This is a genomic window from Occultella gossypii (assembly GCF_019947135.1).
In the GTDB taxonomy this organism is placed as follows: Bacteria; Actinomycetota; Actinomycetes; order Actinomycetales; family Beutenbergiaceae; genus Occultella; species Occultella gossypii.
In genome coordinates this window covers 311,066-326,388 of sequence record NZ_JAGSHT010000002.1, presented here as the reverse complement: position 1 = coordinate 326,388, position 15,323 = coordinate 311,066, and the positions used below count along the sequence as shown (strand labels likewise).

Sequence of the window (15,323 nt, the reverse complement as noted above, 5' to 3'; positions counted from 1 at the left end):
TCAGACCACGCTCCCGAACCCACCGTCCACGCCCAACCACGCCAGGGCCGCGACCACCACCGCGGCGGTCCCGGTCTCGAGCGTGGGCCGGATCGCCGGTGCGAACATCGGCGAGTGGTTGCTCGGCACCGGCTCGCCCCGTTCGGCGGCCGTGCGCGCGACCCCCGGATCGACGCCACCGAACCCCCAGAACGTGTACGGCACGCCCAGTGCGCGCGGCACGTTCGAGAAGTCCTCACTGGCGGTCTGCCTGCCGTAGTCGCCGACGGCGTCCGCGAAGTGGGCGCGGAACGCCTCGGTCACGCGGGTGGTCGCCTCCGCGTCGTTGTCGGTGAGTGGGTAGCCCGCGTGGGCCTCGAACTCCGGCTCGCGGGGCGAGCCGGACGCCGCGCACTCGGCGCGCACGATCCGCTCGATCGCACTCACGAGCTGGTCCCGAACGGCCCCGTCGTAGGCGCGCAGGTTCAGGTCGAGGACGCCGCGGTCGTCGATGATGTTGCTCTTCGAGCCGACGCTCATCCGTCCGACCGTGAGCACCGCGAACTCCCCCGGCGTCACCTCGCGAGCGACCACGCCCTGCAGCCGCAGCACGATCGCGGCGACCAGCACGGCGGGGTCGACGGACAGGTGCGGCATCGACCCGTGCGCCCCCCGCCCGTACACGGTGATCCGGATGCTCTGTGCGAGCGAGAGGAACGGCCCGGCGTGTGGCCCGATCGTCCCGGCCGGGTAGGCGAGCACATGCTGGCCCAGCGCGACGTCGGGCGTCGGGATCAACGCGGCGAGTCCGTCGTCGACCATGGCCTGCGCGCCCTCGCCCAGCTCCTCGGCCGGCTGGTAGAGCGCCACGAGCGTGCCCCGCCACGCCTCCCGCGCGCCGGCGAGCAGCCGCGCCGCGCCCGCGAGGCAGGCGACGTGCACGTCGTGACCGCAGCCGTGCATCACCGGGACCGCGTGGCCGTCGGCGTCCGTGACGACGGCGGTGCTCGCGTAGTCGAGGCCGGTCGCCTCGGCGATCGGCAGGCCGTCCATGTCCGCACGCACCAGGACCACGGGGCCGTCCCCGTTGCGAAGGACGCCGACGACGCCCGTGCCACCCACGCCGTCGTGCACCTCGAAGCCGTCCGCGCGCAGCAGCGCCGCCGCCTTCTGCGCGGTCCTGACCTCGAAGTGGCTCAGCTCCGGATGCGCGTGCAGGTCCCGGTACAGGTCCTCCTGCCACTCGCGTAGGCCGGGCTGGGCGGCGAGCACGGTCGCCGTGCCTGCCGGTGTGCTCATGTGGACTCCTCGGAATGCGGGCGGTCGTCGGCCCCGGCAGTGCCTCTCAGCTGCCAGTCACCTGCCAGTCAAACATCCGGCACGATGAACGGCACGGTGGCGCCCGAACCACGCACAGTGGCTCTACGGTGAGCAGATGCGCCCCCAACTGTGGCACGTGCTCTTCATCGTGATCATCCTCGCCATGGCCGTCGGCCTGGCCGTGGTCGTCATCGCGTCGGCCCGCTCGTCCCAGCGCGGAAACCCGCCGACCGTCGGACCCGGACCGCAGTACCCCGGCACCGGGCCGCACCCGTATTCCGGGACCTATGGCGACCGCCCGGCCGGGCCGGGTGCGGCCGGCGCCGCCGGATCGGCCTCGTCGCCGGGCGCGATCGATCCGGAGAAGCGCCTCGTCGCTCTGCGGGAGCTGGCGCAGATGCGCAAGGACGGTCTGCTCACCGAGGAGGAGTATCAGGCGGAGGTCCGCCGCTTGGGCTGAGCGAGGCTCCTCCGCCACAATGGTCGCCGTGACCGCTGACGCGAACCTCCTGACCGGCTTCCGCCTCCGCAACGCCGAGCAGCACCTCGGCGCGTACGGCATCCATGTCCACCGGGAGGGCCACGAGCCGGTCGAGCACCGGTTCCGCGCCGATGACCGGGTGAACATCTATTCCGGATCCAAGACGTTCACCGCGCTCGCGATCGGGATCGCCCGGGGCGAGGGGCTGCTGGAACTCGACGACGCCGTCGCCGGCTACTTCGGCGGTGTCCCGACCGCCGCCGGCAACGAGTCGATCACGGTGCGGGACCTGCTTCAGATGTCCTCGGGCAACCCGTTCAACTGGTTCGAGTTGCCGGACGACTCACCGACCGACGTCGCCGCGACATGGCTCGCCACAGAGCCGGTGCGGGCGCCCGGCGAACTGTTCGAGTACTCGAACGCCTCCACGTACATGCTCGGCCGGATCATCCACGCGGTCAGCGGCCAGGACCTCTGCGAGTACCTGGTGCCCCGGCTCTTCGATCCGCTGCACATCGCCACGCCGCAGTGGTTCCGCTGCCCGCTGGGCTTCCCGCAGGCGGCCAAGGGACTGCATCTGACCACGAGCGAACTCGCCCGCCTCGGCCGGCTGCTGCTCCAGGGCGGCGAGTGGGCGGGCACCGCCCTGGTGCCCGCCGACTACGTCGATGCCATGCACACCGACGTCGTCGACACCTCCCACCACGGCGACGACCCGGAGGCGACGGCGGGGTACGGCTACCAGGTCTGGAAGAGCACGGTCGACGGCGTCTGGCGGGTCGACGGCCGGTACGGCCAGTTCTCGATCGTGTTCCCCGCGCAACGCGCCGTGGTCACGATCACCGCACACAACGAGAAGGTTCCGCTCGACCTGCTCCGAGCGGTGTGGGACGAGGTGCTGCCGCGGCTGGGGTGAGGCCGCCGCAATTCCCCTGACCGCTGCCGGCGAGGCGGTCAGGAGGAGTGATCGTCGGTGACGACGAGCCGGTCGTACTCGGAAGGCACATCGTCGTCGGAGCGGCACTGGAGGAACGTCGACTCGCCCGGTTTGATGGTCGAACCCGAGCAGGTGATCATCGCAACCGCGCCCGACCCCTGCTCGAGCGTGACGGTGATATCGGGGAAGTAGAGGCTCTCCCCGGTGTTCGTCGCCACCAGGCCGGAGATCGTGAGGGTCCCGCCCGCTCCCCGGAGCTCCCAGTCGGCCTCGTACAGGAAGCCCCCGAACGCGAAGGGGTCACCCTGTGTCACGCTGATGGGCTCGGCCACCGCGCGGGGCTCGCGAGTCGGACCCGACCAGTTCACGTAGATGACCCCGACCGCCGCGCAGACCAACGCGGCGACCACGAGCACGCCGAGGAACACCCGCAGCTTCCGTCGACGACGCGGCGTCGTGGTGGCGTCGTGCTCTGTCATCGATCCGGACTCCCCCCGTCGACGACACTCTATCGAGTTCGTCCAGGCACCCGGTCACCGGCGGCAATACGCAAAAGTCGTCCGAGTCCGGATGGTCTCAGAACGGTCACAATTGCGCGCGGACCCGTCCTTCTGACATCACGTGGTTGCAGTTTTGCGCAAAACGGGATTGCCTCTCGGGCAGCGCCGCACCCGCGGCGCCAGTCCAAGGAGGTGCAGGCATGGCGCGACGACGCTCCGGTGGTGGCCGCGTCACCCAGGCCGACGTCGCCCGCCTCGCGGGCGTGAGCCAGACCGTGGTCTCGATGGTCCTCAACGGCACCGGGATCACGCAGCACCGCGTCGGCGACGACACCCGCCGCCGGGTGCTCGACGCCATCGAGCGCACCGGTTACGTCGCCAACCCCATCGCCCAGCGGCTGGCCGGTGGCAAGAGCGCACTCGTCGGCGTGTACACGTACGAGCCGGTCTTCCCGAGCAGCGCCGGCGACTTCTACCAGCCGTTCCTCGAGGGTGTCGAACGCGAGGCCCAGCAACGGGGCGTCGACCTGGTGCTGTTCACGTCCATGTCGGCCCACCACGGCGGACCACTGGTCGACGGCGGCGCGCTCCACCGGCTTCGGGTCGCCGACGGCTGCGTCCTGCTCGGACGCCACTCCCACGCGCAGGACCTCGTCGCCCTGGCCAGCCAGGACTTCCCGTACGCGTTCGTCGGCCGCCGCGCCGCCCCCGGTGTCACCGTCCCGTTCGCGGGCGCCGACTACGACGAGGCGACCGCCATCGTCACCCGCCAGCTCCTGGAGCTCGGGCACCGGCGGATCGGCATGGTCACCGTGACCCCGCCGCACGAGTCCATCGAGGACCGGGTGCGTGGCTACCGGCGCGCGATGCGTGCCGCCGGGCAGCTGCCGGTGACGTTCGAGGACCCGGACCTGACCTCCGGGGAGTTCTTCGAGACCCTCGCCGAACACGGGATCACCGCGGTGCTCACGGTCTCGGACCTGGCCCACCACGTCTACAGCGCCGCCCTCGCTCATGGCCTACGGGTGCCGGATGACCTGTCCATCGCCCGCCTCGGCGACCCCGAGGAGCGTGAGCCGAGCGTCGTCGACTGGGCCGGCTTCACCATCCCCCGTATCGAGATGGGCGCGGAGGCGCTGCGGATCGTGCTCCGACAGCTCACTCCACCCGACCCCCTCGAGGACGAGCCGGACCAGGGCCTCCAGGCCTTCATCCCGTGCGAGACCTTCACCGGTTCGACCATCGCTGCCCCACCGACACCCACAACCACGTCAAGCACCACCAAGGAGAACTCCCACACATGAGCGGCAACATTGCGGACGAACACACCCAGGTCCTCGTGGTCGGTGGCGGGCTCGGCGGCGTCGCCGCCGCCCTCGCCGCGGCGCGGTCCGGTGCCACCGTCGTCCTCACCGAGGAGTTCGACTGGATCGGCGGACAGTCCACGTCCCAGGCAGTGCCGCTCGACGAGCACCCCTGGATCGAGGACTTCGGCTGCACCCGCTCCTACCGCCGGTACCGCGACGGGATCCGCGACTACTACCGGCGCGCCTACCCGCTGACGGACGAGGCAGCGGCCCGGATCGACCTCAACCCCGGCGCAGGCTGGGTCAGCAAGCTGTGCCACGAGCCCCGCGTCGCCGTCGCGGTGCTGGAGGAGATGCTCGCCCCGTACCGGTCCAGCCGGCAGCTGCGCCTGTTCACCGGCTACCGCCCGGTCGCCGCGGACGCCGTCGACGGCGTCGTCTCCACGGTCACCCTTGCCCCCGTCGACGGCGGTCGGCAGCTGCGCGTCAGCGCGGACTACGTCATCGACGCCACCGAGCTCGGCGACCTGCTGCCCCTGGCCGGCATCGACTACGTGACCGGGTTCGAGTCCCGCGCCGAGACCGGCGAGCCGAGCGCCCCCGAGCAGGCGCAGCCGGACAACATCCAGGCACTGAGCATCTGCTTCGCCGTGGAGCACGAGGCCGGGGCCGACCACACCATCCCCAAGCCCGAGCAGTACGACAAGTGGCGCGCGGTGCAGCCGGACTTCTGGGGCGCACCGCTGGTCAGCTGGACTGCGCCGCACCCGCGCACCCTGGAGATCACGTCCCGGCACTTCGAGCCCAACACCGGCGACGACGTGCTCGCGGTGGTCGCCGATCAGAGCACGAACCCCGGGGACACGAACCTGTGGACCTTCCGCCGCATCATCGCCGCGGACATGTTCGCCAAGGGCGCGTTCGACAGCGACATCACCCTGGTGAACTGGCCGTCCATCGACTACTTCGAGGCACCCGTGATCGACGTGCCCGAGGACGTCGCCGCCGCCCGGCTGGAAGACGCCCGCCAGCTCAGCCTCTCGATGCTGTACTGGATGCAGACCGAGGCACCGCGGCCCGATGGCGGCGCCGGCTGGCCGGGCCTGCGCCTGCGCCCGGACGTCATGGGCACCGAGGACGGCCTCGCGATGGCCCCGTACCACCGGGAGAGCCGTCGCATCCGCGCCCTGACCACGGTCACCGAGCAGGACATCTCCCCCGCCGCCCGCGGCGAGGACACCGCCCGCAGCTACGCCGACAGCGTCGGCGTCGGCATGTACCGGATCGACCTGCACCCCTCCACCGGCGGTGACAACTACATCGACGTGCCCGCGGCGCCCTTCCAGATCCCGCTCGGCGCGCTGATCCCCCGCGCCGGCGGAAACCTGCTCGCCGGCGCGAAGAACCTCGGCGTCACCCACATCACCAACGGCTGCTACCGGCTGCATCCCGTGGAGTGGAACGTCGGCGAGGCCGCCGGAATGCTCGCCGCGCACTGCCTCAGCCAGGGCCTGACCCCCGCCGACGTGCACACCGACCCTGACGCCGTCGCGGCCTTCCAGCACCTCCTCGAGGCCGACGGCTTCGAGCTGAGCTGGCCCGACGGCGTCTACGCCTACTGAACGCCACCGAGAACCACTGAGAGTCCTGACAACGAAGTCCCCCACCCCCAAGGAGTAGCAACCCATGAGTCCCCAGATCCGCCGCCGTCACTTCCTGTCCATGGTGGGCATCGGCGCCCTCGGCACCACCGCGCTCGCCGCCTGCTCCGGTGGTGACGACGGTGACGAGCCCGCCGCCGGTCCCGTCGACCTGCGCATGACCGTCTGGACCGCATCCGAGGACCACCTCGGCCTGTTCCAGGAGATCGCCGACGCCTACGTCGCCGACCACCCGGACGAGGTCTCCTCGGTGACGTTCGAGACCATCCCGTTCGAGAGCTACACCACCAGCCTGACCACCCAGCTCGCCGGTGGGAACCCGCCCGACCTCGCCTGGATCTTCGAGTCCAACGCCCCCGAGTTCGTCTCCTCCGGCGCGCTCGTGGACGTGCGCGAGACCCTCTCGGGCACCGACGGCTACGACTTCGAGGACGTCGGCGAGAGCGCCCTCGAGCTCTGGGAGGACGGCGACGCCCTGTACGCCTACCCGTTCTCCAACTCGCCGTTCGTGATGTTCGTGAACACGGACCGGCTCGCGGCCGCGAGCCAGCCGAACCCGGCCGACCTGATCGCCTCCGGCGGGTGGACCTACGACGCCGCACGCGACATCTCCGCGGCATCCGTGGCCGCGCTCGGCGGCGCCGGCCTCGTGGTGCGCGACTTCGACTACATGAACTGGACCAACCTCGCCACCGTCTGGGGCGGCTGGGACGCGCAGCCCTGGAGCGCGGACGGCAGCACCTGCGAGTTCGACTCCCCCGAGATGGTCGCAGCACTGGAGTGGTACCAGGATGCGGTGTTCGCCAAGAACGCCATCCCTGGCCCCGGCACGAGCGCGGATTTCTTCGCCGGTGACACGACGATGACGATCACGCAGATCTCCCGGGCGTCCTCCCTCGACGGCTCCTTCAACTGGGACATCGTCCCGCTGCCGGCCGGCCCCACCCAGCAGGAGAACATCGTCGGCCAGGCAGGCGTCGGCGTGCTGGCCGCCGGCCAGAACCCACAGGCGGCGGCGAACTTCCTGGCGTTCTTCACCAACCCGGAGAACTCCGCGTCGCTGTCCCTGTACTTCCCGCCGCCGCGGGAGTCGCTGCTGAACCCGGAGACCCTCGCGGCCGGCAACCCGCTGTTCAGCGAGGCCCAGCTCGACATCGTCGTGGACTCGATCAGCGGCGCCACCACGAAGCCCTCGCACGCGAACTTCGCCCAGGTGGACACCACCGCGCGCGGCGCGCTGGACGCCATGTGGAGCGCGGACGCGGATGTCGCCGCCGTGGCGGCCGACGTGTGCGAGGCGATCCAGCCCCTCCTCGAGGGCTGAGGCGGGAACGGAACACAGGAGCGAGATGACCTCGATCACCAGCACTGGTCAGGCGGGCCGGCCGCAGCGCCGGTCCGCCTGGCGGCGGCGCGACGCCGCCACCGGATATGCCTTCGTGGCGCCCGCCGTCATCGGCGCGCTCGCCTTCGTGATCGTGCCCCTCGGCGCCGTCATCTGGTACTCCCTGCACGAGTGGAACGTGCTGGCGAACACGTTCACGTTCGTCGGCCCGCAGAACTACCAGGACATGCTCAGCGACGGTGCCCTGCACGACTCGCTGATCGCGAGCCTGTGGTTCTCGCTCGGCGTCGTGGTGCTGAACATCACCCTCTCGCTGTTCCTCGCGGTGCTCCTCAACCAGCATCTGCCCGGCACCACGCTGTTCCGGGTCCTGTTCTTCACGCCGGTCGTCGTCTCGCTGGTGGCGTGGACGATCGTCTGGGGGTTCCTGCTGCAGGCCGACAACGGCATCAACGGGTTCCTGGCGGAGTTCGGCATCACCGGGCCGAACTGGCTGCGCAACAACGTGACGGCCATGATCTCGGTCATCGTGGTGCAGGTCTTCAAGAACGTCGGCCTGAACATGGTGCTGTTCCTGTCCGCGCTGCAGTCCGTGCCCGAGGAGATCCAGGAGGCCGCCCGTCTCGACGGCGCCGGCGCATGGCGCAGGTTCTTCTCCATCACCCTGCCGATGATCAGCCCGACCATGCTGCTCGTCGCGATCCTCACGGTGGTCGGCTCGCTCGAGACGTTCGCCCTCATCGACGTCCTCACCGACGGCGGCCCCGGCACCTCGACGACCGTCCTCGTGTTCTACCTGTACCGGCAGGCCTTCGAGTTCAACCAATTCGGGTACGCCAGTGCCATCTCCGTGCTGCTGTTCGTGATCGTGCTGGCCCTGACCCTGCTCCAGTGGCAGACCCGGAAGCGGTGGGTGTTCCATGAGTCCTGATCAACTCACGCCCGAGCGCCCGACGGCGGCGCCCGCCTCGGCCGCGCCCGTCGCCGATGCTCGCGGCTCGTCGCCGGCGCGCCGCACGCGGCGCCCGTTCGGCAGCCAGCAGCTCGGTCGCGCGGCGCTGGTGTTCCTGATGATCGTGGTCGCGGTGCCGTTCGTGTTCCCGATCTGGTGGATGATCACGTCGAGCATGAAGAGCACGAGCGAGATCCTGAGCCTTCCGCCCAGCCTCTGGCCCGAGTCCCCCTCGATCGAGTCCTACCGCCAGGTCTTCGAGCTGCAGCCGTTCGCCGAGCAGTACCTGAACAGCCTGTACATCGCCGTGCTGGTCACCGTGGGCACGATGGCCGTGGCAGCCTTCGCCGGATACGCGTTCGCGCGGATCCGGTTCCGCGGCTCCAACGCCCTGTTCGTGCTCGTGCTGGTGGGGCTGCTGGTGCCGTCCGAGGTCACGATCGTGCCGCTCTTCCGGATGGTGAACTCGGCCGGGCTGATCGACACCCACTGGCCACTGATCGTGATCCCGATCCTCGGGGCGCCGAGCGTGCTGGCCACGTTCATCATGCGCCAGTTCTTCGTCACCCTCCCGGGTGAGCTCGAGGAGGCCGGCCGGATGGACGGCCTGAGCCGGTTCGGCATCTTCGCCCGGATCGCGCTGCCGCTTTCCCGCTCGGCCCTCGCGGCGGTCGCGATCTTCACGTTCCTGAAGTCCTGGAACCTGTACCTCGAGCCCCTCGTGTACCTGTCCACGAAGTCCAACTTCACCCTCCCGCAGGCGCTCACGCAGTACGTGGACGCCTACGGCGGCCCGATCTGGAACGTCCAGCTCGCGGCCACCACCCTCACCGTGATCCCGGTCCTGATCGTGTTCATCGCCGCTCAGCGACAGTTCATCGAAGGACTGGCCAACTCCGGCCTGAAGGGCTGACCGGCCGGGCGCCTCGCGCCCGGCGAAGCACACGACCGAAGAAGGTTCAGATGCGCTTGCTCACTGCTGTCCTCGGGGCCACGGCCCTCCTGGCCACGTCGTTCATCGCGGCACCCGCCGCACACGCGGCACCACCGGGACCGGCGGGCGCGCCGGTATCCCTCGGCGAGATCGCCGTGGTGCCGCTGGATGACCGGCCCTTCCCCGCCGTGACCCCGTTGGAGATCGCCGCGGCAGGTGGCCACACCGCGATCGCCCCACCCACGGAGTACCTGGGTGAGTTCCTCACCCACGGCGACGCGGACGCCGTCGGGCAGTGGTGGCGCGAGCGCGCCGGCAGGGCGGACGCCTCCGTGGTCGCCCTGCCGATGCTCGCCTACGGCGGGCTGGTCGCGTCCCGGACCTGCGCCACCGACCTCGCCACGGCGCAGGACCGGCTCGGCGTGCTCGAGGAGGTCAAGGACGAGGACCCGGACCAGCCGATCTACGCCTTCGACGTGATCCAGCGGCTCACGATCGAGCCCACCAGTGGCTACCCCGGCAGGTACTCCGGCCCGGTCCGCCGGTGGGCCGAACTGATGGACCAGGTCGAGAACCTCGGCATGGAGGACCTGCGCGCGGAGTACGAGGAGGTGGCCGCGTCGATCCCCGAGGACATCCGGGCCGACTACCTGTGCGCCCGGGCCCGCAACCACGAGATCAACCGGGAGATGATCCAGGCCGCCGCGGCCGGCACGATCGACTTCCTGGTCCTCGGGCAGGACGACGCGAGCGAGTTCGGCCCGCACCGTGCGGAGAAGGAACAACTCGCCGCCCTGATCGCCGAGCTCGGCGTCGGCGACCGGGTCAAGATCTACCCCGGCGCGGACGTGCTCGGCGCACTGCTCACCGCGAAGCTGGTGGTGGAGCGGCTCGGCGTGGACCCGTCGGTGGCGGTCGAGTGGTCCCGCACGCCCGGCACCGAGTGGACCGCGCCGTACCAGGACATCCCGTACAACGACCTCGTGGACGAGTACATCACCACCCTCGGCGCGCACCGCAGCGCCGCCCCCGACGCGGACGTCCTGCTGATGGCGAACACCTCCGGGGCGGGATCCCTCGACCCGTTCGTGGACCGGATCGCCGCCGAGGTGGCCCGTGGCCGGCTCGTCGCGGTCGGTGACGACGCGGTCGCCGGGGTCGTCGACCCTGAGCTCTACTCGCTGCTGACACCCCGGATCGACGTCGCCGAACTCGGCGGGTGGTCCGGCTGGAACGTGGGGATCGCCCTGTCGCAGTCCGTGGTCCGCGCCGCCCTGCTGCAGGCCGGTGGAACCCTCGCCGCCGGTGACGGCCCCCGGGACGCACTCGTGCCACGCCAGCGGCAGCAAGTGCTCACCGACGCCGCGAACGCCCACCTGCGCCTGCTCCTCGAGGAGCAGATCCACACCGGCCTGTACCGCAACAACGTGCGGGACTCGGTGCGCCAGTACGCGGTGAGCAACGGGGACGACCCGCAGCACATGACCCTGGTGTTCGACGAGGCGAACGCACTCGCCGTGGAGCGCACCGACCCCCTGGCCCGGGCGTTCTTCGCCGAGGAGTTCGCCGGCGTGCCGGTCCGGATCGGCAGCGACGGTCGCCGGGAGCACACCGTGACGGTGTCCGAGCTGACGTCGCTGGAGCTGCGGCTCGGCTGGCCGCGCTACCAGGAGCTCGACGTGTTGCCCGAGGTCGCCCTGACCGACGCCCAACCGGCCGAACCGGTCAACCTGGCCCTGCTGCCGGCGCACGTGTCGGTGCTCCCGGGCGCGGGTGTCCCGCTCGACCTGACCGCGGTGCTGCGCAACGACACCGCGCGCCCGGTGAACGCCACGGTCACCGTGACCGCACCGGACGGCTGGACCGTACCGGGGCCGAGCCAGGTGGTGCTGCAGCCGTTCCAGGTCCTCGACGTGCCGGTGCCGGTGACGACGGCGGAGCTCGCCCCGGACTCCTCCGCCGCGGTCGAGGTGGTCCTGACCCCGCGGGTGGGATCCGCCGCATCGGCAGCCAGCACCGTCGGCGCCGCCTGGCGCAATGTCGCCCTCGCCTCCTCGGGCGCGAGCGCGCAGGCCTCCGGGCAGTGGAACCAGTACGCCGCGGATCGGGCGATCGACGGCAACACCGCGAGCACCGCGAGCCGGTGGATCTCACCGGCGGGCCTGCCGCAGTGGCTCGAGGTGACCTTCGCCGGGCCGGAGCCGGTCGACACCGTCGGCCTGCACCAGTACAACGGGTACCTGCTCTCCGACTACACGATCTCCGCCCTGGTGGACGGCGCCTGGGTCGAGGTCGCGTCCGCCACGGGCAACACGGAGGTGACCCCGGTCCACGACTTCGGGACCGTCGTGGCCATGGCCGTCCGCCTCGAGGTCACCGGCACCCGGGACGGACAGGTGCGCCTGTACGAGCTCGAGGCGACCTGCCGCACGGTCGGCGCCTGCGGATGAGCTGACGGGAGGGCCCGCGGTCGCCGGTCAGGGTCGCGGGCGGGCACTGTCGGCGAGCTGGTCGCCCGTGCTGCCCGACGGCGGTGCCACCTTCGCGCCGGTCTCGCCGGGGGCATCGCCCGCGTCCGCGGCGTCCCCGGCGATGTGCCGACGCAACGCCGGCAGCACCAGCGCGAAGGCCGGAACCAGGATGATCGCCGCGGCGACGTTCACGCCCCGGAAGTCCCCGAACGCGAGGATCGGTCCCGCAAGGGCGGCGGCGAGCGCACCGGCGTAGTTCATCCCGGCGTCGGTGGCACCCTGGAGCGGGATCCGCACCTCGTCGGAGGAGACGCCGGCCAGCAGCGCCGACGCCGAGATGATGCAGGCGGACCAACCGATCCCGAGGATTGTCAGAGCGACCGCGGTGAGGGCGCTGCCGCCCCCGTGCTCGGCCTGCTCTCCGCCCCCGGCGGCCAGCGCGGCAGCGAGGAACCCGAGTCCCACCGCCACGACGAGGATCACCATGCCACCGATGGCGGTGTGCACCGCACCCCACCGGTCGGCCAGCCACCCGAACACCGGACTGAGCGCGTACATGCCCAGCACGTGCAGGCTGATCACGATCCCGACGAGCTCCAGGGACATGCCGTGGTGCTGCATGTGCAGCGGGGTCATCACCATCACCATGACCATCACCGAGTGCGCGCACGCGATCAGCACCACCGCGAACCGCGCCACCGGGTGGCGTCCGGCCCAGCGCAGCGCCGCGATCGCCCCGACCGGGCGAGGCGTCCTCGCGGAGCCGACGGCCGCCGTCGGGCTCGGCACGGCGGGAGCCGCCACCGGCCGGAAGAACAGTGCGAGCACCGTCGCGGCGGAGGCGAACGAGACCACCGAGAACAGGTAGGCGCCGACGAGTCCTGGCAGGCCCAGCGAGAGTCCGAGCCGGTCCCCCACCGCCGTCAGGTTCGGGCCGGCCACGGAGCCGACGGTGGTCGCCCAGATCACGATCGACATCGTCCGGGCGCGGCTCGCAAGAGGAGCGTTGTCCGCGGCGGCATACCGGGACTGCAGGTTCACGGCCTGCGCCACGCCGAACAGGCCGAGGCCCACCAGCATGATGATCAGCTGGGAGAGCACCGCGGAGGCGATGATCAGCAGTGCTCCGACGACGGCGAACGCGTAGCCGAGGGAGAGGGCCCAGCGCCGGCCGCGCCTGGTGGCCATCGCCGCGAGCGGCACCGCCGCGACGGCGGCACCGAGCACGCTCGCGGCTTGGGCCAGCCCGGCCATCGAGGTGCCGCCGAGGCGCTCCGCGAGGAGCCCGCCGACGGCCACGCCGGAGGCCACGCCCACGCCACCGAGCAGGTTGGAGACGATCAGGACCCCGATGCTGCGGCCGTCGATGCGCGCCATCAGGCGGCCGCCTCGAGCTGACCGGCGAAGTGGCACTCCGCGGCATGCCCGTTGCCGAGCTGTACCAGTGGCGGGGCCACGTCGACGCACACGTCCTGAGCCATCGGGCAGCGAGTGCGGAACCGACAGCCGCTCGGCAGGTCCAACGGGCTCGGCGGCTCACCGTGCAGCACGATCCGCTCCCGCCGCACGGTGGGGTCCGGGATCGGGGACGCCGCCATCAGGGCGCGGGTGTAGGGGTGCTGCGGGTTCTCGAACACGTCATCGATCGTGCCGTACTCCATGAGTCTGCCCAAGTACATCACGCCGACACGCTGGCACACCTGGCGCACGATCGGTAGTCCGTGGGCGATGAACAGGTACGTCAGCCCGAGTCGCTCGCGCAGGTCAACGAGCAGGTTGCTGATCTGGGCCTGCACCGAGACGTCGAGCGCGGAGACCGCCTCGTCGGCAAGGATCAGCTTGGGGTTGAGCGAGATCGCCCGCGCGATCCCGACGCGCTGGCGCTGCCCGCCGGAGAGGGCCCGCGGGCGTGCGCTCGCCCGGGACGGGTCCAGTCCGACGGCGCGCATCAGGTCCGCCACCCGGTCGTCGAGCTCGGAGCCGCGCACCTTGTCGAAGACCCGCAGCGGCTCACCGATGATGTCCCCGACGTCCATCCGCGGGTTCAGGGAGCCGAGTGGATCCTGGAACACCACCTGCATATGCCGTCGGACCCGGCGCAGATTCGTCCCGCCCAGGTGGGAGATGTCGAGGCCGTCGAACTCGACCCTGCCGGACGTCGGTGTGCTGAGCCGCACCGCGACGCGGCCGAGGGTCGACTTCCCGGACCCGGACTCCCCCACCAGCCCGAACGTCTCGCCACGCCCGATGGCGAGGGAGACGTCGTCGACGGCGCGCAGGAGATCGGGGCGCACGAACGGGTTCGAGCTGCTGCGAACCTCGTAGTGCTTCGAGACGTGGTCAAGGGTGAGGATCGGGTCGGGGACGCCGACGTCCTCCTGGTCGCTGGTGCGGGCCTGCGTGACGCTCATGATGCCTGTCCTCTCACGGTGACCAGCTCGTCCTCGCCGATCACCACGTCGCCCGGGCGCCAGCACGCGACGGCAGTGCCGGCCACGTTCGTCAAGGGCGGGTCCTCGACCGTGCACCGCTCGGAGGCCCGTGGGCACCGCGGATGGTACGAGCAGCCCGTCGGCAGGTTCGACGGGTCCGGGACGGTGCCCGGGATCGCCGGCAGCTGTTCGGGCCGCTCACCGATCATCGGTGGGATGCACGCGAGCAGGCCCCTCGTGTAGGGGTGCGCGGAGCGCGCGAACGCATCGCGGGGCGAGGCGTCCTCCACGACCCGGCCGGCGTACATCACCACCACCCGGTCGGCGAGGTCCGCGGCCACGCCCATGTCATGGGTGACCAGGAGCACGGACATGTCCTCGTCCCGGCGCAACTTGTCGATCAGCTCGAGGATCTGCGCCTGGATCGTGACATCGAGGGCCGTGGTCGGTTCGTCGGCGATGAGCAGCTTCGGGCGGGCGAGCAGCGCCATCGCGATCATCACGCGCTGGCACATGCCCCCGGAGAGCTGGTGCGGGTAGCTGCGCAACACCCGGGAGCCGTCGTGGATGCCGACCTCCGCCAACGCCTCGAGCAGCCGTCCGGTCTCCGCCTTCTGGGACACCCGCTCCCGCCGGCGCAGACCCTCCCGCAGCTGGGAGTCGATGTTCCACACCGGGTCCAGGGAACTCAGCGGCTCCTGGAACACCATCGCGAGCTCGCGCCCACGCAGTCTTCGCATCCGCTCGGCGCTGAGGTCGAACAGCTCGTCGCCGTCGAAGACGGCGCTGCCGCCCACGCTCATCCGCGGGTTCAGCTGGGTCAGGCCCATGATGGTCCGGGCGGTGACGGACTTGCCGCTGCCGGACTCGCCGACGAGGCAGACGATCTCACCGGCTCGTACCTGCAGGGTCGCGTCCCGGACCAGCGGGATGGCGGTGCCGTGGCGGTCGACATCGACCCGGAGTCCGGTCAGGGCGAGCATCGTTCGCGCGGTGGTGGTCAT

At 71.0% G+C, this 15,323-nt stretch carries 13 protein-coding genes; 8 read left to right on the top strand and 5 right to left on the bottom strand.

Annotated elements, in window-relative coordinates; all coding sequences use genetic code 11:
* Entirely contained in the window at positions 1-1,278 is a 1,278-nt protein-coding gene (locus KCQ71_RS02575; protein WP_223402515.1) for an amidohydrolase, read from the bottom strand.
* 136 nt (positions 1,279-1,414) lie between these two features.
* Between KCQ71_RS02575 and KCQ71_RS02570 the strand changes: the two genes are divergently transcribed.
* Positions 1,415-1,759, top strand: a complete 345-nt coding sequence (locus tag KCQ71_RS02570) for an SHOCT domain-containing protein (protein WP_223402513.1) — start codon at positions 1,415-1,417, stop codon at positions 1,757-1,759.
* 28 nt (positions 1,760-1,787) lie between these two features.
* Entirely contained in the window at positions 1,788-2,696 is a 909-nt protein-coding gene (locus tag KCQ71_RS02565) for a serine hydrolase domain-containing protein (protein ID WP_223402511.1), read from the top strand.
* A 38-nt stretch (positions 2,697-2,734) separates the two neighbouring features.
* On the opposite strand, the gene KCQ71_RS02560 is transcribed toward KCQ71_RS02565, so the two are convergent.
* Positions 2,735-3,196 carry a hypothetical protein gene (locus tag KCQ71_RS02560; protein WP_223402509.1) on the bottom strand — a complete coding sequence of 154 codons (462 nt, stop codon included), beginning with the start codon at positions 3,194-3,196 and terminating at the stop codon, positions 2,735-2,737.
* 221 nt (positions 3,197-3,417) lie between these two features.
* Between KCQ71_RS02560 and KCQ71_RS02555 the strand changes: the two genes are divergently transcribed.
* The 6 genes from KCQ71_RS02555 (at position 3,418) to KCQ71_RS02530 (ending at position 11,866) form a co-directional block, all read left to right on the top strand.
* Positions 3,418-4,521 carry a LacI family DNA-binding transcriptional regulator gene (locus tag KCQ71_RS02555; RefSeq protein WP_223402507.1) on the top strand — a complete coding sequence of 368 codons (1,104 nt, stop codon included), beginning with the start codon at positions 3,418-3,420 and terminating at the stop codon, positions 4,519-4,521.
* Entirely contained in the window at positions 4,518-6,146 is a 1,629-nt protein-coding gene (locus KCQ71_RS02550; protein ID WP_223402505.1) for an FAD-dependent oxidoreductase, read from the top strand. Before KCQ71_RS02555 ends, KCQ71_RS02550 begins: the two co-directional genes overlap by 4 nt.
* Positions 6,147-6,210: 64 nt before the next feature.
* Positions 6,211-7,509 (top strand): ABC transporter substrate-binding protein, encoded by a 1,299-nt coding sequence (locus KCQ71_RS02545; protein WP_223402503.1) that lies wholly within the window; start codon positions 6,211-6,213, stop codon positions 7,507-7,509.
* A gap of 25 nt (positions 7,510-7,534) precedes the next feature.
* Positions 7,535-8,461, top strand: a complete 927-nt coding sequence (locus tag KCQ71_RS02540; protein ID WP_223402501.1) for a carbohydrate ABC transporter permease — start codon at positions 7,535-7,537, stop codon at positions 8,459-8,461.
* Entirely contained in the window at positions 8,451-9,395 is a 945-nt protein-coding gene (locus KCQ71_RS02535) for a carbohydrate ABC transporter permease (RefSeq protein ID WP_223402499.1), read from the top strand. Before KCQ71_RS02540 ends, KCQ71_RS02535 begins: the two co-directional genes overlap by 11 nt.
* A 50-nt stretch (positions 9,396-9,445) precedes the next feature.
* On the top strand, positions 9,446-11,866 hold the full coding sequence (locus KCQ71_RS02530; protein WP_223402497.1) for a DUF4127 family protein: 2,421 nt from the start codon (positions 9,446-9,448) through the stop codon (positions 11,864-11,866).
* Positions 11,867-11,893: 27 nt separating this feature from the next.
* Here KCQ71_RS02530 and KCQ71_RS02525 read toward each other — a convergent pair whose 3' ends face one another.
* Genes KCQ71_RS02525 through KCQ71_RS02515 form a run of 3 tightly spaced genes read right to left on the bottom strand, consistent with a single transcriptional unit; the run spans position 11,894 to position 15,323 of the window.
* Positions 11,894-13,264: an MFS transporter gene (locus KCQ71_RS02525; protein ID WP_223402494.1), complete on the bottom strand. Its 1,371-nt coding sequence runs from the start codon at positions 13,262-13,264 to the stop codon at positions 11,894-11,896.
* Positions 13,264-14,298: an ABC transporter ATP-binding protein gene (locus KCQ71_RS02520; RefSeq protein ID WP_223402492.1), complete on the bottom strand. Its 1,035-nt coding sequence runs from the start codon at positions 14,296-14,298 to the stop codon at positions 13,264-13,266. Before KCQ71_RS02520 ends, KCQ71_RS02525 begins: the two co-directional genes overlap by 1 nt.
* The gene (locus KCQ71_RS02515; protein WP_223402490.1) at positions 14,295-15,323 is read right to left on the bottom strand and encodes an ABC transporter ATP-binding protein; all 1,029 of its coding nucleotides are present in this window, start codon (positions 15,321-15,323) and stop codon (positions 14,295-14,297) included. The genes KCQ71_RS02520 and KCQ71_RS02515 overlap by 4 nt, the downstream gene beginning before the upstream one ends.